General features: G+C 33.5%; 17 protein-coding genes. All 17 read right to left on the reverse strand.

The genetic code is table 11. The features are described 5' to 3' along the window. Positions 1–3: 3 nt before the first annotated feature. Positions 4–828, reverse strand: a complete 825-nt coding sequence (locus FLUTA_RS21890; protein WP_245545455.1) for an IS110 family transposase — start codon at positions 826–828, stop codon at positions 4–6. 461 nt (positions 829–1289) lie between these two features. Then, positions 1290–2093, reverse strand: a complete 804-nt coding sequence (locus FLUTA_RS18860; RefSeq protein WP_245545457.1) for a hypothetical protein — start codon at positions 2091–2093, stop codon at positions 1290–1292. Positions 2094–2382: 289 nt separating this feature from the next. Further along, positions 2383–2970, reverse strand: coding sequence for a hypothetical protein (locus tag FLUTA_RS18865; RefSeq protein ID WP_013688503.1), 588 nt, complete (start codon positions 2968–2970; stop codon positions 2383–2385). A gap of 51 nt (positions 2971–3021) precedes the next feature. After that, positions 3022–4596 (reverse strand): IS1182 family transposase, encoded by a 1575-nt coding sequence (locus FLUTA_RS18870; protein WP_013688426.1) that lies wholly within the window; start codon positions 4594–4596, stop codon positions 3022–3024. A gap of 284 nt (positions 4597–4880) precedes the next feature. Beyond that, positions 4881–5393 carry a mechanosensitive ion channel domain-containing protein gene (locus tag FLUTA_RS18875; protein WP_013688505.1) on the reverse strand — a complete coding sequence of 171 codons (513 nt, stop codon included), beginning with the start codon at positions 5391–5393 and terminating at the stop codon, positions 4881–4883. After that, entirely contained in the window at positions 5393–6193 is an 801-nt protein-coding gene (locus FLUTA_RS18880; protein ID WP_013688506.1) for a Fic family protein, read from the reverse strand. The genes FLUTA_RS18875 and FLUTA_RS18880 overlap by 1 nt, the downstream gene beginning before the upstream one ends. Before the next feature lie 185 nt (positions 6194–6378). After that, positions 6379–6927: a hypothetical protein gene (locus tag FLUTA_RS18885; RefSeq protein WP_013688508.1), complete on the reverse strand. Its 549-nt coding sequence runs from the start codon at positions 6925–6927 to the stop codon at positions 6379–6381. Between the two features lie 271 nt (positions 6928–7198). After that, entirely contained in the window at positions 7199–8407 is a 1209-nt protein-coding gene (locus FLUTA_RS18895; RefSeq protein WP_013688510.1) for a GIY-YIG nuclease family protein, read from the reverse strand. Continuing rightward, on the reverse strand, positions 8400–10361 hold the full coding sequence (locus FLUTA_RS18900; RefSeq protein WP_013688511.1) for a DEAD/DEAH box helicase: 1962 nt from the start codon (positions 10359–10361) through the stop codon (positions 8400–8402). Before FLUTA_RS18900 ends, FLUTA_RS18895 begins: the two co-directional genes overlap by 8 nt. A 3-nt stretch (positions 10362–10364) precedes the next feature. Next, positions 10365–11390 (reverse strand): virulence RhuM family protein, encoded by a 1026-nt coding sequence (locus FLUTA_RS18905; RefSeq protein ID WP_013688512.1) that lies wholly within the window; start codon positions 11388–11390, stop codon positions 10365–10367. Between the two features lies 1 nt (position 11391). Further along, entirely contained in the window at positions 11392–14013 is a 2622-nt protein-coding gene (locus FLUTA_RS18910; protein ID WP_013688513.1) for an AAA family ATPase, read from the reverse strand. Positions 14014–14033: 20 nt separating this feature from the next. Next, positions 14034–16736: a class I SAM-dependent DNA methyltransferase gene (locus FLUTA_RS18915; RefSeq protein WP_013688514.1), complete on the reverse strand. Its 2703-nt coding sequence runs from the start codon at positions 16734–16736 to the stop codon at positions 14034–14036. A gap of 85 nt (positions 16737–16821) precedes the next feature. Beyond that, positions 16822–17031: a helix-turn-helix transcriptional regulator gene (locus FLUTA_RS18920; protein WP_013688515.1), complete on the reverse strand. Its 210-nt coding sequence runs from the start codon at positions 17029–17031 to the stop codon at positions 16822–16824. 431 nt (positions 17032–17462) lie between these two features. Next, positions 17463–17828, reverse strand: coding sequence for a hypothetical protein (locus FLUTA_RS18925; protein WP_013688516.1), 366 nt, complete (start codon positions 17826–17828; stop codon positions 17463–17465). Next, entirely contained in the window at positions 17812–18306 is a 495-nt protein-coding gene (locus FLUTA_RS18930; RefSeq protein WP_013688517.1) for a hypothetical protein, read from the reverse strand. Before FLUTA_RS18930 ends, FLUTA_RS18925 begins: the two co-directional genes overlap by 17 nt. A 167-nt stretch (positions 18307–18473) precedes the next feature. After that, positions 18474–20405, reverse strand: coding sequence for an ATP-dependent DNA helicase (locus tag FLUTA_RS18935; protein ID WP_013688518.1), 1932 nt, complete (start codon positions 20403–20405; stop codon positions 18474–18476). A 165-nt stretch (positions 20406–20570) separates the two neighbouring features. Continuing rightward, entirely contained in the window at positions 20571–21275 is a 705-nt protein-coding gene (locus tag FLUTA_RS18940) for an FG-GAP repeat protein (protein ID WP_013688519.1), read from the reverse strand. Positions 21276–21289 lie beyond the last annotated feature (14 nt).

Consider the following 21289-nt stretch of genomic DNA (forward strand, 5'->3'; position numbering starts at 1 on the left):
CGGTCAGACCATTTTTATTTTTTCGCTTGTGCTTTTTTTTTCAATGTAGTGTTGCTTTTTGTTGTCATTCTTGTCGACTATGTGTTTAAGCAAATCATTGATTTCAAGGTCGGTTTGTTGTATTTGTTTTTGAATGTACTTGTAAGTCTCCCACTCTTGCTTAAGTGCGAATAGGTAATCTTGTCTATTATTGTATTGCAATGCTCTGGCGATTTCATCTTCTGATTTTCGGCAATTTCCGTGTCTTAATTTTGCTAATTCAGTTCCATTATATTCACCATTTACAAATGCCTCAATAATACTTGTGCCTGTGAGTCCAACAATATCCCTCACAACAACTTCCAACCTCATATTCATCAAGCGAAGGTACTTTTGTATGCGCTTTACACAAGATGCACTTCTGTTTAACAGATTAAGTCGATGCCTTGAATAAGTTCTTACTGTATCTGTATCAGAATCAGGTAAAAAACTTGCAGAAAGAAGTCCAAGCGAGTGTAGCTTTTGTATCCATTGACAATCCTTGATATCCGTCTTTTTTCCTTTAATGTTTTTAGTTTGTCGACCATTAACTAAAATGACATCAAATCCTTGACCAACCAATGTTGAAAACAGATTTTGCCAATAGGTACCGGTACTTTCCAAGGCAATTGAATTTACATTTTTGGCTTTTAACCACTCGCATAAATCCATTTGATCCTGACTGTAAACACCAAATTCCTTCACATCTTCGGCATTCTGTCCCACAGCAACCCAATGACTTCTGCTACCAATGTCGATTCCTGCTGCATTGGGATTTACCACCTCCAACGAAATTTTCTTTTCTTCCATAACACTGTTTTTGAAATGAATAAAAACTCCAAGGGTTGTGTCTTTAGAATTTGGAATTATTCTGATCGGGATTCCCAAAGCTTCGGTATCACCATTTAACTCTAACACAATGCAACTGAAAAATCACCTACACATACACAACCTTACCTTGATGACGCCAGGGGTTCTAAGACACCATTGCTTAAACCGGTCTTTACAAGGAGCAATTTAAAGATAAAAAAATGGTCGTTAGCAACAAAACTCAACCGTTTTGAAATGGTAGGGGGATGACCGCTAACGTTTGGCGGCTACCAGTAGTTGGCGTTTGGAACACTCAACTGTTTATACCTCCAAATGTTTATTGAAAGATACAAATGTTTGTTAGCAAAGCCAAAACAAATTAAAGGTCTGCGAAGCAGGCAATAAATGGCTTTGCGATGACCACGTCCGCGCCAATTACTGGTAGGTGCTGTTAGCGGCAGTTAAAATTTCCAACAGGTTATTATATTTGGTTTGAGATATTCATAGCTAATAAACACCTCTTGTTCGTCAAAAAGTTGAGCAATTTTTACTTTTTCGTTCAGTATTATTTCTTTTTCTATTTCGTTTTTTATAAGCGAATAAACCCAAATTTTATTATTGTGAATAAGATATAGCATTTCTTCATTTTCGGAAACAACGAATTGATCAAAATGAAATTCAAATTTAATTTCTCTATTGTTTGTTAGGTTTAATGTTGAGCAAATGTTAATTTGATTTATGGGTCCAATTCTTTCAGGTGTGTTTGAAGTGGCTTCAACTACTTTTCCCAATTGCAGATAAAATTTGTCTGTTTTGCTTTTATATGCACTGTGAAAAATTCCAGTATGCAAAACCTCCTTTAGCTTGTTAGTAGTTAAATCATATTGTTGTATGCTTCCAATTCTAGGGCAAAAAATAAAGTATGTATTTTCACTTTCTTTGTAAATTCCTCTACAAGTCTTTAGCTTTTTTTTAAGTCCTGTCTCGTTTTCGTAGTTGTAAACAAAGAGAAAGTCGGCATTATAGTTCATTAATAAAAGCGTATCCTTGTCATTTGATGAAATGTAATCGCTATATTTTAGGATGCCTTTTTCAAACTTTTTGATAACTGAAAAGTCCCTTCTATTAATTTGAAAAATTTTATTGTCAGAAATCGCGAAAATGTTTGTTTTGTCAGGGTTGAAATATAAACAACGAACAGAATTTTTAATTGATACTGTTTTCAATTCTTTTCCGTCCTCAAATGAAAGTTGTCTTAATTTCATTGAAGGATAAGATGAACCCCAACCGTCCGAAATATAAAATTTTGTATTGTCAAATGGGTCTATAATTGGTGTTAGTCCACCAAAAATTCCGTTTTTTAATTCTGTTGTCCAAATTTCTGTTGGCTTCATTGAGTAGTCTGGGTTAATTGCAGCTAACGTGCTCACGCTTGGAGAAGGAGCCGAGTTTAAAATTAATATTATTTGCGATCCAAGATCGTTTTGTTTTCAATTATTCGTTTTTCGTAATCAAGATACCGGCTCTTGCGCTAGACGTGTGTTAGCAGTAGCTTTATTCCCAAAATTCATAATATACCTTGTGAATTGTTTTGTCGGCATTCTTTATTTGTATCAGTAGATTTCGATTGTCATATTTATATTTAAAAGTCAAATTAATACCGCATGAAAAATGACGAGTCTCTTTAATTAGATTCCCGTTTGAGTTATAAAACCTTATATATATATCATTTTTTAGTGTTGCGTCATTATAAACATATATCATAGTTACTTTTCGGTTTAGATATTCAAATAGAATCTCCTTTACATTATAATTGGAGGGATTAATTATTTTAATGATTCGCTCTAAAGAGTCATAAACAAATTGATGTTTTTTTTTATATTCAATTTTTGAAGCGGTGTCTTTTCTCGAGAAAAACTGATTTGTCACTTCATTCCCATTTTTGTCAAAACTTGAAGATATGGTGTCAATTACTCCTTCAAGATTTTCAATAACAAAAACTGTTTTGACTTTATTACTTGAAATAATTTCTTTTCGAAATGCAGTTTGATAAATGTCTTCGTCAAATGGGTTTTGTGAGTAGCAATTGAGCGAAACACTCAAAATGGATATGGTAATGATACATGTTAAAAGTGCTCTCATTTTCTATATTTACTGCTAACGTCAGTCTGTCTAAAAACCCATTTTAAGATTCTAAACAATCTGTTTTTTGGATAAATATACCTGTTTTAAGAGCGCTGTATAACTTGTTTCACAAAATGTTTCGGAGTAAATCCTTTCTTTAAAATCTTCGCAAATCGTCTTGAAATGGCTGCTCAGAATCAAAAATAGAAAACCAAGTTCTCTTAAGAAATTTTTGAGTGTATTTTGGTCAAGTAAATTGAATATTCGACGCAAATTGTAGCAGGTAAAAATCAATCCAACATCTGCAGTTGCATGTTTCATTGTCTTTTTAGTCATCACATAATAAAAATCCCATTGACGCTTTATGACACCGAACGGATGTTCCACGATTGCTTGTCGTTTGCGGTAAGTTTCCATGTTTCGTTGAAGTCGTTTTTTGTTTGCGTCAATTAAATCCATGTGTTCCGAACGCTCGATGAAACGCCCCGTTTTATTGCGTGTGCATTTTTCAAAAAGACTGCATGTCAAACAAGCTTTTGTTTTATAGTGTTTTACGCGGTTGATCGTTTTCCCGCTTGCCTTGTTGTACCAACGACCGTTTGTGGTGAGCAACTCTCCAGCTGGACAGGTATATTCATCGCGCTCCTTATTGTAGTTGAAATGTTCTACATCAAAGGAAATATCTGGAGCATGTGAAGCAACATCAGGGAAAGCTACCAATACTTCTACCCCTTGTTTGTGTGCGTAATCGAATTCGGTTCCAGTATGATAGCCTTTATCGAAAAGTATTGTGAAATCTGATTTTCCAAGAATGGTTTTAGCCCTGCGAGCCATTGCACCCATGGCTTTTGAATCGTTTTTATTGGTGACCTTAAAATCAATTGGAATGTTGTGTTTTGCATCAACGGTCGATTGAACATTATATGCCACCTCAGTTATGTTATTGCGCACAATCATTTGTCTGCTGTCGGGATCGGAAGTTGAAATTTGTACTTGTCCAGTTTCGTCGAGTTGCTTTTTATATGCTTCGTATTTGTTCTTGTACTGCTTGTGCTTATCGATTTTAGCGTTGATTTCCTGCTTTTTCTCCGCTGTTAAATCATTGTCTTCACTTGCCAGGATAGCACTGTATTCATTGAGTTTGTCGTCAATATAAGCAATATGACGCTCAATTTTCTTTTCGTTAAAGTTGTTTTTCTTCGAGTTCTGTGCACGCAACTTGGTTCCATCACCAGCCAGTAATTTTCCACCAATCAATTCAAAGTTTTTGGCAAGCGAAACCGTTGCATGAAACACTTTTCGGATAGCTCTTGGGTTATCTTTTCTAAAATTGGCAATCGTATTGTGGTCGGGCGCCAAACCTTTCATGAGCCACATCAGTTCAATATTACGTTTGCATTCCTTTTCCAATTGTCGGGATGAACGAACACGGTTCAAATACCCATAAATAAAGAGTTTCAATAAATCAGCGGGGTGGTAAGCTGGCCGACCGTTCTCTATAAACGACATATCGAAACCATAATCTGAAAGCTTTATGGCTCCAACAAACAAATCGATTAATCGCACTTCATTGTCTTCTGAAACCGCTTGATCTAAACAGAAAAACTCTGTCTGATTTCGATCTTTTCCTTGAATGAATTTCATACTTGAAGATAGCTAAAATCAGTTTTTTGGCAATCAAAAAAGGTTGATTTTTATGAAAATTCGTTTCTGGAAAAAGGAAGGGTTTTTAGACAGTTTGACGTTTTGCAGCTACCCGAAGGGCGGGCCTTTTACCACAAAAATTGATTTGAAAAACTAATGTTTGATTAACCACAAAACTGTCTGTGGAACACGAAACCCCGCCTTTTGGGTAGGTGCTGTTAGGTGCTGGCGTTCCTTTGTTCGAGGTAATTGTAGAATTCATTAGTGCGTGTTATTTTGGCATGTTAATACTCTGATTTTGAAGATTTTTCAAGTATTCGAAATGAACTTTTTAGAAACAAAGCATTAGGTATTGTTAAAGTGCCGCTATTAGGAGTTTTTATGAATGCAAAAAAGTAAGTAATATCAATCAACTCACCCTCAATGTCCTTTCCTTCGTGTGTTATAGCAACAGTGTCACCAACTTTTATAGGATGCTGAAAAAAAAGTATCAGGCAAGCAGTAATATTTGAAAGTATAGACATTTCTGCAAAAAGGGAAACCCCCAACACAGTTAAAAGAGAACTAGCTACAATTAATATATTTTCCTGTTTTACACTCCAAATAGCTACTATTATTATTACAAATATAACGGCTAGTATGAGATTAATTAATTTTAAAACATCCTTTTTTTCTGAATTTTTAAAAAAGGATTTCAAAATTTTAAGTTTTACAAAATACCTTAGTGTGAACTTTGAAATTAAGAAGATTAACAAAGCAATTATGCTTTCAATAATTTGAATTTTGTACGCTTCCATTAGCTATGATTTTTATTTGTTTTTTCTCTCTCTAGTCCGATTTTATTTACTGTTTCATAAAGTAAAGTCGCATTAACTAATAAACGGTTAAGTTCTTGTTCAAAAAAGTTTTCAGTATGCTCATTCCATTTTTTGGGCGAATTACTCAGCTCTCTAAAACTTTTTGAAAGTGTAGCAATGTATTCTTTTTTCTGTGGGGCATCATTAATGAATATTGGAGGATATAAATCATACATCAACATCCAGTTTTTTGCAATTCTTGTTACTCGTCCATTTCCGTCAACAAAGGGGTGAATTCTTATTAACTCGTGATGAAAATAAATAGCTCTAATAATTGGATTTGTTATACTTTTCATTTGATAAAAAAGTTCTGAAACTAATTGCGGAACGATGTTTTGGTTTGGACAAATATGTCCTCCTATTTGCACTAAAGTTTGTCTATAACGATTTGGGTGAATGGCATTGGTCTCAGGAGAAACTAAACGGAGAAGTTGAAAAAGTTGTAATTCTTTTTCAAAATTATTGTGTGTTATTATCTCCACAATTACAAAGTCCAGCGATATTTTCAAGTTTTTTAAATATTCCTCTGCCTCCTCTTCGTTTTGAGCTTCCATTTGTGCATTTTTCAAAGTAAGAAGCTCTCCGAGTTCTTGAACACTAGCCAAATATGTGTCTAAAAGGTCGTCATCCAAATGGTTTCGGCTATATATAATTAGTCGATAAATTGACTTTACTAAATGGTCAATTCTATTTATTTTGGTCTCATTGATTTTTATTTCTTCAACTGGTAGTAATTCCATTTTGTCTGTAAATTTGTAATGATGTTTGTCGTCTGCTACGCTTGCACCTAACGTTTTGCAGATTTGCGATGGGCGGGATTTTTACCACTGATGCTTAATAGGAGCACAAAACTTTCGGCTACCACAAAACTGTCTGCGGAGCACGAAACCCCGCCTATTGCAAATGTGCTGTTACCTGCTGGCATTTATCTGTCTTCAATTTTATGTCCAAGGTCAATAAAATATTGTCTCAACAAGTCGTAAGTTTTATTGTCTCCATTTATGTGACTAAACATTTTGGTTTCCATATATTCACAACTCAAACAAACATTTAAGGTCGAAACAATTCGGTTCAACTTGTCATAAAAAACTATTGCGTCACGATACATTGGCGCACACATCCATGCAGGTATATCTATAATTTCAGTTCGTAAAATGTTTTTCAATTTGTCGATTTGTGGGTCTGTCGATTTAAAAGTATGAGTCTTTGTGCTAGAAGGATGAAATTGTCCTTTGCCGTTGATTAAATATTGAGTGAACCCAAAAAGGTCGTGCAATTCCAAAAATTGCTTTTCTTCAAGGACTGTCAAATCGTTATGCTTGTCTTTTCTAACCTTTAACTTCTCATATTCTGGTCGACTTGTCTTATGGTTTTCCTCAAATTCACTTCCTCGTTGAAATGAATACGTCTCAACATAGTCAAATGTCAAGTTGTTAATATAGTCAATCGATGATATGTATGTGTATTGCGTCATTGTCTTATGCTTGCAGGTAACGGTTCTCAGCTATACGCAGGCAGGGATTTTAACCACTGAACTTCCTACGAAGAATTGAACTTCAAATTTACCACTATCCTGTCCTGCGAAGCACGAAACCCCTGCTTGCGTATAGGTGATGTTGTGCGTTCGGTGTTCTTTTTTCGTCTGTCCGTAAGCGTTGGCAAAGACATACTCTTTTGCAATTTTTGGTTGCAGGGTTGGCTGGTGCGAATTGCAAATGTGTATGGCTTTTAGCGTTGGCATTGTTCTATTTCAATTTTATTTTTTTTGTCAATGGGTCGTATTCGTAATTCACAATATTTTCATTTAAAATCAACTGGATTGTTTCTTCAATTACGTCAAAAGGGACTACAAACCATTCTCTCGGATTTAGTCTTTGTCCTTTTTCATTAAACAAGTCAATGTCTAAACAAGCATTGGCAAAAAATCTATGTAAAAGACCTTCTAATTTGTCGGCATTTCTGTTGTAAATTTTATAGGTCGCTACTTTTTGAACGTCTGCAAACAGATAGGTCGCTTCGTATCGAGCATTTTTTATTCTTTCATCTACGGAATTACTTGCAAAACCAACTTTGTATAGGTCTTTAATATTCGCAATTTGTGAGTTGGTTGATTTTGATTTCAATACGTAAATCCAACCTGATTGTATATCTTCTTCCTTTACAAGACCTGTGTTCACAAACAAATCTTGTTCTATTTTCTCATAAGTATTGGTAATTAATTTTCCGTTTTTTTGGATTTGCTTACCAAGTGAGCGATAGAGCATATTACTGTATGTACCGTTTTCAAAAATGGTTCTTGTTCTACCTTCAATCCTTACTCTATTGCCTGACTTTTGCTCCCATTCTTCTTTTTTCAAATTCGCTGATTCTAAATAGAGCAGTAAGCCATCCATTATGTAAAAGTCGCCAACGTGTAAGTTTTTTTCAATGTTCGTAAATGGCAAAATCTTTCTTTTACCCTCTTTAATTTCTTTATGCACTTTTTGAAACATTACTTCATATTTCTCAAACTCCTTTTCTTTTAGCGGTTTCCGTTGTGCAACAAAATCTGCTTCGGCTCTTTCCTCTGGTCTTGGTGTATGTTTGAATTTGAAAATATCTAAATCTTTATCAGCATCTAACAAACCTAAATCATCATCATTTAAAATGTCGTCAATGGTTTGTTTTTCCATTTCCACATAACCCAAAAGGTTGTGCCTGTCGAATGGTTTTAGAATTTTCTTTTGAGCTTCATTTTCTCTGAAATTTTTCAGTTTTGCCATCAACCCATATTCAGACATACTCGACTTATTTGGCTCTCTATTATTTTTATCAAAGAAAGCGTTTATCTCTTCAAACGAATCAATAAGTCTGTCCTCATCTGATTTTACAGTTGAAGTTTTGGCTTTTGAATCTAACAATCCAAAATCGTCATCATTGAAAATATCGTCTATTGTTAGTTTCTTCTTAGCCATTTTCTAGTGCTTTTTTACGTTTCAATTCTCTTAAAAACACTAATGCTTCCGCCATTCTCTTTTCCTTGTGGTCAAATGCTTGAATGTTCGGTTGCTCTCCATTGTTGTTTTTTACCCATTCTTTAATTTTTGGCCATAACAAAATCGCTTCTTCTTCGGTCATTTCAATTTTGGTCGATTGAATATGCTCGTCAATTAGTTTTAAAACTTGGGTTGTTACCGATTTTGATAAAATTTCGAACGCTTTTTGAAACGGATTTATTCTATCAATTAGGTCAATATGGATGTCATCAATGTTTACAAAACTGCCTGCCATTCTTATAAACTTTTTGTCGCCTTGTTCTTCAATGGTACTGTTTTTTATAACAGAATCGACTACTACGTGTTGTCTAACTGCTTCTACATCATCATCACTCAAATCGGGATATATTTCTCGGATGATTTTAGGAATTAAAACCGTATTGATAACCTCCGGCTCAACATTTCCCGGCATTGCTTTAAGCATTTGAGGGTCTTGCAATAATTTTGCCTTTAGATCATTCAAATCTGTATCAATTATGTCTTTGGCTCTTTGAGAAGTGGGTAATTTGAAACCTCTTATTTTAATTGTATTGTCTTCTTCTTCGTTCTCATCATCTTCATCTTTTTTCAGTTTGAATTTGAAGTTTGGAGCCAATACTTGTTCCATTAGTAATGATGCGGTAATGGCTTTTAGCATATTGTTTACAGAAAGTTTCACATCATCATCTTGTGCATCAGGTTGAGCAATTAGGTTTGTGAATTGTGCGTGAATTTTATTGTTGCTGTCTCGTGTTGCTCTTCCAATAATTTGTATAATCTCAGTTAGTGAACCTCTATAACCTATGGTTAAAGCGTGTTGGCAATAGGGCCAATCAAAGCCTTCTTTTGCCATTCCTAAAGCAATGATTATATCAATATCATCTGCCGATTTTACTTCACGTAAATACGCACTTATTTTATCCCTTGATTTTGGGTTGTCATTTACCAAATCGGCAACTTTCAACGTCTTGCCCGTAAGGTGGCTTTTAATATGCAAAACGCCTGTTTTTTCATCTTGAAATTCTAATTCACCCAAAACATCAATGATATGATTGACTTCTTCGTATTTTTCTTTTGAAGATTCAGCAGAGTTTACGCTCGGTATGTGAATAATTGTTTTTTGATTTTCGTCCACTATTTCAGCCAAAGCAGAAATTCCTGTTTCAGGATTTTTTTTAAAATACCTACCTGTATAAAAATGATAACCAATGCCCAACGATTTAAGGTACTCATAGCCGTTTAATTGTTGGTAATAAGAATAGGTTACTTTAGTAAATTTCGCTTCGTCTTCTGGCATTAAAACAGGCACATTATCTCCTCTGAAATAAGATCCCGTCATAGCCACAATATGAGCGGTAGAATTGTGCATTATGCTTTTCAAAACCTGACCTAAAATATTATCGCCTTCGGCTGAAACGTGGTGAAATTCATCAATGGCAACTAAAGTTTCATTCAACTTTTTTACGTCCAAACCATCAAATGCAAAACGTAATGTAGCGTGTGTGCAAACCAAAATTTGTTCCTCAGATTCCAAAAAGTTTAAAAATGCCGTTACTTTACTTTTTTCTTCTCCCGGTGCACAGAGATTGTATTTTGGATTTGGATTCCAATCGGCAAAAAAGCCATACTTCTTAAGTTCTGTTGCCCCAAAAGATGCTCCAATTGATTTTTCAGGAACGGCAACAATTACCTTTTTTATGCCTTGATTTTTTAATTTATCCAAAGCAATAAACATTAAAGCCCTTGATTTCCCTGATGCTGGCGGTGCTTTTAGTAATAAATATTGGGCAGTTCTGCCTTCATAAGCTTTCTCCTGCATTTCTCGCATCCCCAACGCATTGGTGCTTTTGCTTTTCCCTGTTTGGTCGTATGTTACGTGTACTAAATTTGGCATTGGCTATTTCTTTTTCTTGTCTATTATTTTTTTCATTTCCTTATCAAAATCGGAAACATAATTTTGGTCTTGAATCACACGGAATTTATCATACTCACTTTCGGCTTTTAGCTTTGCTTCCAACATTGATATTTTTCCTTTGTCTTTTAAAATAGGATAATCCGCTAATTCCAAAAATTGAACTAAAAAGCTATCCCAATCCTTCATATTCATTACTTGCCTGTTTCTTGCTCGGTTTTCCGCTAAGTCTAAATAAGAAGTGACTATTCTTTCTAAAGCTTTTAAATGCTCTACGTTCAAATAATTTTTAGCAATCGTTACATCACTCTTTAAAATCTTTCCGTCAGGGGCTTGTTTCCAAGTTTTTAAACCCATATAGATTTTGGTAGCATCTGCTTCTGTATATATAATCTCAGCAGCCGTTTTCCCTGTTATTGCCCAATGTAGCTTGTTTTGAACCGAAGCAAAAAAGTGTTGAGTTATTTCCGATTTGTTATCATAATCAGCAGATAGAGCATAAATGTCCGTAATTTTTTGATATAAACGTCTTTCACTTAATCGAATCTCACGGATTCGCTCCAACATTTCTTCAAAATAATCTTCTCCAAAATGTTTGATTTGTTTCAATCGCTCATCATCCATAGCAAAACCTTTGATGATATATTCGTGTAAAATTTCAGTCGCCCATTTTCTAAATTCAATGGCTCTTTGTGAGTTTACCCTGTAACCAACCGCTGTTATAGCTCTTAAATTATAGTATTTTGTTTGGTAGGTTTTACCGTCTTCGGCAGTGTGTCGGAAATCCCGACATACTGAAGCTTCATCCAATTCGGCATCTTCAAATATTTTTTTAAGGTGTTCGGTTATAGTAGAACGTCCTTTTTCAAAAAGTTCAGCTATTGTTTTTTGAGTTAACCAAAGTGTTTTGTCTTGATAAAAAACGTCTATATTTACTTTGCCACTTTCGGTTTTGAAAATAACAAAGTTGTTTATAGGCTGTAAATCGTTATTTTGATTTTCTTTGCTCATTTCACTGTCTTCTTTTCCTAATGTCTTTAATGTAATCTTCTAAAACTTTCAAGTCGGCAAGGAATTCATCAGAGTCAGGCATTTCTTCAATCAAAGTTCCTGCCGTATCGTGTCCCGTAAAATAGGTAGAACATTTGCTCATATTGGCATCAACTAGTTTGTAATCATCGTCTGTTAAGTCGATAACTTTTGACAACCTTTGAGTTTGAATAGCTCTACTAAATCGTTGAATTGCACCATTTAAAAAGACTTCTTCTATAAACCGTTCCCAAGTTTCTCGAAGTTTACCATACAGAACTTTAGCTCGTTCTTTATATACTTCTTCAGTTTCTGTTCTTTCAATTTTCTCTAGTTGTTGATATGCACCTTTCAATAGTCCAATACGTTTACCAACAGGTAAAGCATCCCAAGGTGGGTTACTAGCTATCAGTCCCGTTTCCGTCTTTTTCCTTGTAAGACTCTTTATATCTAAAGCACAATTTAAACTCTCCGAGTGTTCTTGAATCATTAAAAGAAATGAAATATCGTGTGTAAATACTATTACTTGTCTTTCAAGAGCTTCTTCTGTAATTCTTTTCGATATTTTATTTCGCCATTTGTGGTCAAGTGAAGAAACAGGGTCATCAAAAATAATTGCACTTTTATGTTCTGAAATTGATAACTCAGACAAGAATGTAGCTAAAGAAATACACCTGTGTTCTCCCTCGCTTAAAATATCTTTTAAAGCAATATTATTTGAGTTGTTTTCATCAAGTCTTAAATAGTGATATTGTTTTCCTCTTTGTCCTTTTGTTTCAGTTTCTATTTTAATGTTTTTAAAACCAAGTTTGTTTAATTCTGTTTTGAAATTTTGTTTAAGATTCTGATTTATATAACGTGTTGTTAGTTCATTGCTTAATGTTGTGATTGTTCGAGTGTTACATTTGCCTACACATTGATTTAGCAAGCCAACTCTTTTTTGTCTATAAATTTCACGAGCTAATTTTGGTTTATGCTCGTAAATTTTCTTTTCACCATTTAATTGATTTAGTTCTTTTAATAAAGGCTTTAAATCTTCATCAATAGATTGAACTTTCAATTTTTCATTCACTTCAGATAAGGATTTATTTAATTCGTTAATTAAAGTTTTTGGGGTGCTGTCAACTTCAATTGCATTAATGTCTTCAATGGTTTTCATTGAATTAAATAATCCAACTATATATTCTTTTTGCTCTGAAAGTACATTTAGATATTCGGCTTGTTTTTCCGAGTAATTTTCAATTAGCTCATTTAATTCAAGAGAAATAGGGTTTTGTTCTTCAAAATTAAACTCCAGTTTGTTCAAATTTTCAATTGCTGACTCATATTTTTCTTTAGCTTCGTCAAATGATTTTTGAATGTCATTTTTTACGAAATCTTCAAATTTTGTAAATCTTTCTCTGGCTTCATCCTCTAAATCTTGAAGGCAAAGTGGACAACTACTACCTTCTGAGACATTGGGAAAACTTTCTGATTGAGTGCTTTCGTTGTAAAATTTCCTTGCACTTTCCCATAAAATTTTCCAAGCATTATTTCCAACACCTTGTATTGGTAAATCTGAAAATGCTGTGTTTGAAGATTCCCTTAATGCTTCTTTAGCTACACAAAAATTATTTAATATCTCCTTCAGATTATTTAAAGCTTGACCTATTAAGTTGTTTTCCAGATTTTGAAACTTATTTACTAAAATTTCAAACCGTTTGATTTTCTCTTCGTTGGACTTTAAGCTTTTCTTAGGGTCAGTTGCTTTTAATTTATCTATTTCCTTTTCAACAGCTTCAATTCTTGCATTTTTTGTAGAATTCCATATTGATTCTGCTCGCAATTCATTTAAAGTTGAGTTTAAGTTTAGTTTTTCAAGAAATAATTTTGCGGTTGTTCCTTCTGGAACTTCTAATAGTTCATAGTCAAACTTTCGCATTGAGGGATTGGAAAGCTCTATGCTTAATTGTGTTTCAATATTTTTTACAGCTTCTGCCAATTTTTCCACAATAGATAGCCCTTGAGGTATAAAAGCTATTTCATCTTCTCCCTCGATATAATGATTTGCACTAAAGGTATCGAATACATCAATTTTTTTTAATGTGTTTTCACTTACTGTTCCATTGATAAGATTAACAGTTGTGAAATTTATTCCATCAGAGGTATATTCTATGTCTGCCTTTTTATCATTTCCTGCACAAGCAGGATCAAACAAATTGTCATTCATTCTAGGTTTTTGACCTCTTGTGTTACAAGAATGCTTTAAAATACTTACATAACTAGATTTTCCTGAACCATTATCTCCATAAACAATAGTTAGCCCATTTGGTGCAAACTCCAATTCACTAGTTTTAGATAAAGCATTAATGTTATCAATGTTTTTGATTTTGGAAAGTATGATATTGCCATCATTTGCAGAGTTATCCGCAAAATCTCTCAAATCATCAAAGTCAACAGCATCAAATTCAAACTCAGAAAGTTTAAAATCAACCTTACAGATTTCCTTTAGTTCAGAAATATCGGTATTCGTTAGTTCATTATTTCGGATTAATCGGTCAATAGCTACTTGCCAAAATGAAGGCTTGTTTTCTACCCAATCTATTATGTCTTTCAGTATTGGCATTTCTACTTATTTAAATATCATTATTTCTTTTTTCTTGATTGCTTCTGCTTCGCAAAAAGCGTGTCTTTCTGCAACATTTCTTCATACTGTTTAAACAAGTATTCCAAACGCTCGGTGTCGTTTTTGAAAGGTTGCAAACGGTAACATTGCTCTATGGCAGTATCGAGTGCTTGATGAGCTTGTAACAACCCTTTGGGCATTGTGGTTGGATTATACAATTGTGCCATTGTTTTACTTGGATGTTTAGCTCGCTCATCTAATATGGCAAAAACATAAAGATTTAAATTTTCCTTTTGCTTGTTTGTGATGTCTGGAAACGGAAAGGTGTTGTAGCAAAGAGTATTTGAATATTGCATATCCATTTTTAATCTTCCTGCAACAGCTTTTACCCAAACTATATGCATTCTTGAAGATATAACACCAAAAAGCCACGGCTGAACTTTATATATCACTCTTGTGGCGTTTGAAGGAACGTATGAATCATCAAAATAACCTATCGGAATATAGTTTCTTCTTTCAGAACCTGTTTGAGGAACCAAAATAAATTCTCCTTCTTGATGTTTATCTTCGTCAAAAAAGTGAGGCGTTTCTGCTTTCTTCTTTGTAGCTAGCTTTTTACTATTTAATCTAAAAATTTCTACCTTTTCAAATCGTTCAGCGAGCTCTTTAATTTTATATGCTTCTTTAACGTTATCTTCTGTTATGTGTATGCAATATCTGTTCGTTCCTTTTATAAACTCGGATGCTCCAATATATCTTTTTATAAATTTTGCAGTAATTGGGTTTTTCGATATTATTTTGTCTTTTTCCTCTTGGTCTAATAGTAAATTACCATTGTCTCCGGGAGAACTTCCTTTAATCATTGGGGATAATTTACTTAAAGTTTTATTTCTCGGTATAACATAAACATTCGAGGTATTTGCTAAATAAGGGCTTATATTTTTTACACTTTGCTTTAGATTTTGATTGTAAAGGAATTTGTCTGTGCCATCAATATTTCTAACCCCTATTATTACTACTGCAACTCCTGCGTTTCCTTTGGCGTTATTCGTCCATTTAAAAGATTGGTGTGCAAAGTCAATTTCTTGTCCTTTACTCAAAACTAATGGCCACAATAAAGCTACTTGTTCCCCTTGCGTTATAGAATTGGTGGTTACAAAAGCATATTTAGCTTTTGTATTCTGAATGTAATTGGTTCCCTTATAAAACCAACACGCTATGTAATCAAGTTTTTTATAGTTATTTACTCGTGAAAAGACGATTTTCATATCTTCCTTTTGGGTTTCGTCTTGTCGGCTATAACCCAAATAAGGCGGATTCCCAATCACATATACTTCATCTGTTGAAGAAATTGGGCATACCTCATTCCAATCTCTTCTTGTAGCATTACCTTGTTTTATTTGTCCTGCTTCTTTTAATGGTAATATAGGTTTCGATTTTCCGTAATCAAACAATCGTTCTTCAAACACTTTGTTCATTTGATGTTCTGCTAACCAAAGTGAGAGTATTGCCATTTCGTGGGCAAAATCGTCTATTTCAATGCCATAAAATTGCGAAAGCTGTATCTCAGTCCATTTTATAGTTGGACTTTGTCCTTCTAAATCTGTAATTTTTTCTAAAATCTTGATTTCTAAAAGGCGTATTTCCTTATAGGTAATGATTAAGAAATTTCCACTACCACAAGCTGGGTCAAAGAATTTGATTTTTGAAATTCTTTTGATGAGTGCTCTTAACTGATTTATGGTTGTTGCATTTTCATAGGCATCATACAATTCATCCAAAAACAAAGGTTTTATCAATTTCAAGATGTTTTCTACCGAAGTGTAGTGCATCCCCAAATCGCTTCGGTAGTCTTTGTCGACCACCGCTTGTATCATCGATCCAAAAATATCGGGATTGATTTCGGACCAATTTAAATCGCCCAATTCAATTAGTGTTTTACGCGCTTTTGAGGTAAAAATTGGAGATGCTATTTTTTGACCAAACAAACCACCGTTTACGTATTCAAACTTCCTCAGGTATTCGGGCAAATGGTCTGCATTTTCGGTATTCAAACGATCAAATAAATCATTTAAAAACAGATGCGTGTCTTTACCGCTTTCTGCAGTGTGTTGTGCTAATGTATCGGTAAAAATACTTTTGTCTTTAAATATCTCGGTATCTTCTGCAAAAAAACAAAACAGCAAACGCGACAAGAAAATATTGAGGTTGTGAATACTTTCTTTGGAATTGTAAATAGCTGGATTTTCCTCAATCAACAAATCATATAAATCTGCCATTTTGTAGGAAGCGTTTCTGTCGGCTTCATTATTGTTGGATGCGTTATAAACTTCGCTACCTGCTAATGGCAAAAAGAAATCAAAGTAATTGGGTAATTCTTTTAATTGGATATCTAAGTTCTTGCCTAATTTTAAATCTTTTGCAACGAGTTGTTTGAAGTCGGTAAGAATGGCAAATCTAGGTTGCTGTTTTAAGATACGTTCTTCTTTTGCGACCTCTTCAATGCTACTCAGCAGTTTGTCTGATGCTTCAACTTTATAAAAAATCTTCTTTTTGTAAAGTAGTTCTCCGTCAACCTTAGATAAATTGTAATCTCCTTTTTTTAGTCGTGTTACAGATGTTTTAGAAATGCCGTATGCAACCAGCAAATCAAAGACAAATTCTTCTTTTGAGAAGTTGTCAATTAGGTTCTGAACATTATGTTTTATTTCGGTTGATTTCACGTGTCCTTGTTTATTTGTTTTTTAGCGGTCACGTGGAACTCGCTATTAGCAATTGGTTTATTAATCAATATTTTGGTTGCTCGTTTCATTTACTTTCTTGTTCAGGTTTGTTAGAAATAATCAATTCTTTCACGTCAATGTCCAAAATCTCTGCTATTTCCATTAAGGTTTCCAATCTCGGTTGTTGTCTATTTTGAGCATAAGCGTTTACCATATTGTAGCTTTTTCCAAGTTTCTCAGCCAACCAAGTTTGTTTAATTCCTTTTTGTTCTAACACTTCCTTAATTCTGTTCATTGTAATTCGATCTTGTCTATTTTCAAAGGTCTCATTGATTACTCACAGCACTTTTATTTTTTATTAGTGTTCGTGAATCTTTCAGATTTCGCTTCGCTTATTTCAAACGTTAATTTGTCAGCCGCTAAATTAGTCAGTTTATTTTAAATATCTCAAAAAATTGTGTATATAATGTGGGTATTCTGTTCAGGTGCGGTGGGAAAGGGCAAGCTCTTTTGGTTTTTTAGCGTTGGGTTTGAGTGTCGGAAAAAACCAAATGTGCTTGACCGAGCGTTGGCATTTTTACACTGACGCACAACGGTTTCTTGCTTGGCGGCGTGCCGACTTTTTAAAGTAATCTCAAGCCCGAAGTTAGATTATTAATTTTCATAAAAATAGTTTTTCGAAGCAAGATCGAAGGCATGTAGCCAAACAAGTGTTACAGGATGTGATTATTTAATTTGCTTCCAAATGAGATTCTTAAACAACCAACCAATTAATTTAAACGGAAACAAAATTAAACTTAACCAAATTGGTCGACTTTTCTTTTCGTTTGATTTTGGTTTAGCGGATGTGCTGTTTTTATCATTTCCACTAGTTGAACCTTTTTCACTTATATACAAAACATCAAATTCTCCCAATTTACATGGTTTGGAAATCTCAGGATGTTGTGAAAGAACAGTTGATTTGAAAAAAATAGTTTTATCGTCTTTCTTTATAGGAATTTTAACATCTTCATCAATTGTAACATCAACACTCATTTGAGAATTGTTTGCGGAACATGCTCTCTTAATTGTAACATTATAAATTTTCGCCATACTTAAATTGTTTAGTTTTTGGGTTATTAATTAATTTGTTTCTATTCAATCTTTTACCATCAAATTCTTCGATTTCCTCTTCATTTAACAGAATATATTTCCCTTCTAATAAATTCTTTTTAAGAAAAATAATCAATAAACCGTTCAATTTTTGAGTTATAGTTTTATGTTTGAAATGAAGATGAACTTTTGATGAAATCCCAGTTTCGGAATAATCTGAAATGGTTTTTATTTGAAAATAATGTAAGTTTTTATTGTCATTTATCGAAATATCAAAGCCTTTTTGTGAATGATTTTTTGAAAGTTCAATTATTGCTTTTGGGTAGATTGTTTTTAAAATGTAAGCACCTAAAAACTCACCTATTACACCAGTTTTCTGATCACCAATAGGAATTATTTCATTATTGTTTTTTTGAAAATTTTCCAGTTTTTCATAGGCATTCGCGTATTCAGTAATTATATCAATGACGTTGTTCATTATTTCTCGGTTGTGTTCTTCTCATATCCTGTAACGTTCTCGCGCTACAAGCAGTTTGGGATTAAATTAAGCCTTATCTTCGGATTTGCCAAAACTTCCAAATACAAGACCAATTTCAAATTAAGCCAAATGCCCAAATTGCTTGTAGCGTGTGTTGGTGGCTGGCACTATTTCTGTCCAAATAGTTTTTGATACCATTTTAAATTTCTTAATCGTTTAATTTCCTGTTCGTTCTGTTTTGTTGTTGCTTCCAATTCAGAGATAGTTTTTTTCTGTTCTAGTATAGTTTTTTGATATTGTTGTATTGACTTTTTAGCGTTTTCTTTTTCGCTTATCAAAATAACAATTTCTTTTTTTTGTTTTTCGTTTTCTTTTTCAATTTCAACTGTCTTGTCAAGCAGGAGTTTTATTGCATTATTCTGTTCGTTGATTTTTATTAGTTGACTATTTTTCTGTATTTCTATACTTTCAATCGTGCGTCCAAAATTGATATTTTCTTGGATTCTTTTTTCAAGTTCTTCAATTGTATTATTGAATTTTTGTTTAAACGAGCCAAGTTTAGAGGCAGTAACAGTGAAATATTTTTTGAAACTTTCAGTTTCAATATCATTTCTATATTTTATAGCTTTTGTGAAGTTGCTATAAGCTTCCGCAAAGTCAAGCAATTTAATTCCTTCACGAACTTTTTTGTAAAAGAAATCAGCTTTCCCTGAATTTAATTCTTGTACAATTAATGTACTTGGTGTTTCATTTTCTGCAAACTTAAGAACTTGTGGATCAGTTTTAATAGCTGTAAAGTCAATTTTAGTTTTTAGTACTAAACCATTGAAGGAAGTGCAACGGCTTAACGCAACATATACCTGTCCAGATGCAAAAGCACTTCCTAAATCTGCTATAACTTTTTCAAAAGTTAAGCCTTGACTTTTGTGAACAGTTATTGCCCAAGCAAGTTTTATGGGGTATTGTGTGCATGTTCCAATAATTTCTTCTTCAATAATTTCTTTTTCCTTATTCCAACTATATCTTATGTTATTCCAAATCTGCTTTTCAATAATTAGCTCAATGATTTCTCCTCTATCTTCATATTCAGCAGTAATTTTATGGCCTTCTATTTTGCTAATTTTGGCTATTTTACCATTGTAAATTCTTTTAGGCTTATCATTTTTAATAAACATTATTTGAGCACCTTCTTTTAATTGTAGTACTCTGTCAGTTGGCATTATGTTGTCAGGAAAATCATTTGTAATTGTTGCTTCAAAAAGTTGCATTTCTCCTGGTAAATCTGCTAACTTAGATAAATTAGTACTTTCTACTATTTTATTATGTGTTGCAAGAGTTATGTAATTTGCATTTTCTGTTGTTGAAAAAGTGGGGTTGAATTTTGAGTTAAGTAAGTTAAGTTCGTTTTGGTTTACTTTATTAATCCTTACCCTGTTTAAAAGTTCAATAAATTCTTGTTCGTTTTGGCGATAAATCTTTTTAAGTTCGATATAAACAGGTTTATTATTCAAAATTACTTTTGAGCTAAAAAAGAAAGTGCTTTCATAGAATGGTTGAAGAATATGCCATTCCTTGTCAATAGGAGGTAATTGAAAAGTATCACCTATGAGAATGACTTGTACTCCACCAAATGCTTCATTTTCTCTTTTTCTGTAAACACGAAGAAGTCTGTCAATTACATCTAATAAGTCGCACCTGACCATAGATATTTCATCTATGATTAGTAATTCAATTCCTCGAATTATTTCTAATTTTTCTTTATTATATTGAAAGTGATTATAAATAGTACTTCTATCTATATCACCATCTTCTGGACTTGTCCTTAATCTTTTGTCATTTGGTACAAATGGTCCAAAAGGAATTTTGAAAAATGAATTAATTGTTTGTCCACCTGCATTCATTGCAGCAACGCCTGTATAAGCTAAAACAATTGTATTTTTTTCGGTAGTATGCCTTAGATATTTTAAAAATGTAGTTTTACCAGTGCCTGCTTTTCCTGTTAAGTAAATAAGTGGATGACCATATTTTACAAGTTCAGAAGCCCAAAAGAATTCTTCATTTGTTTCATCTAACTCTATATTGTCAATTACTGTTGCCATTGTTTCTTGTTTGCAGTTTCTATGCTTGCCACCAACGTTTTGGCGCTTGGCGCAGTGGCGGATTTCGGAGCACAAAACTGTCAATACACCACAAAAGTTGATGCGAGGTAGAATGTTGAATTAACCACGTCATCCGCCATTGAGCCAAACGCCTGTTATGTGCCGCTATTCTTCGCATATATTTATTATTCTGTGACTTTTTTCAGTCCAAATATTTGTCTTTTTGTCAAGATTGTAAATATGTTCTCCTAAGCCACAAACTCCTGCATGAACATAAGTTGTTAAAGTTTTAGACTTACTATTAATTTTCGATGGAAAAAATACAACAGAGTCCGTTAAGAACTTATCTAAGATGAATTTCTTGTCAGTTGCTTGAGTATAATAGCTGTACAAGGGGCCGCCATTTCCGCCCCCTTCATTAATAACGGCAATGTCGTCATATCCGTCAAAGTTCAAATCCGCTACCACTATATCACCATAATAGTTGTCTACAATTTCTCTTTCTACATTAAATTTTGTTGTGAATGAAGTCATACTGTCGCAACTTAAAAACATAAATGAATAATAGAACAAAGATGAAATAGAGAAACTGTCAATCGTTAATTTCGTTTTTTTGTCCTTTATGTAAACAGTCAAGTAGCAAGAGTCTTGTTTTTCAATGGTGTCCGAATAACGTTTAAAGTCAATAGATAAGTCGAATTGAGTTGAAAGATTTACTTGTTCACATTTATTTGTCTCAGTAGTAATGAATTTTTGTTTAGGTTCATTCATTTGTCGAGGAGTGTCAGTGGAAGTACTGTCGTCCTTCTGTTCTTGTCTTGTCGAACAGCCGAAAAGTATAATTGTCAATATGATTATTGTCTGTCTCATTATAGTGGCACATA

This window comes from Fluviicola taffensis DSM 16823 (genome assembly GCF_000194605.1).
Taxonomy (GTDB): domain Bacteria; phylum Bacteroidota; class Bacteroidia; order Flavobacteriales_D; family Crocinitomicaceae; genus Fluviicola; species Fluviicola taffensis.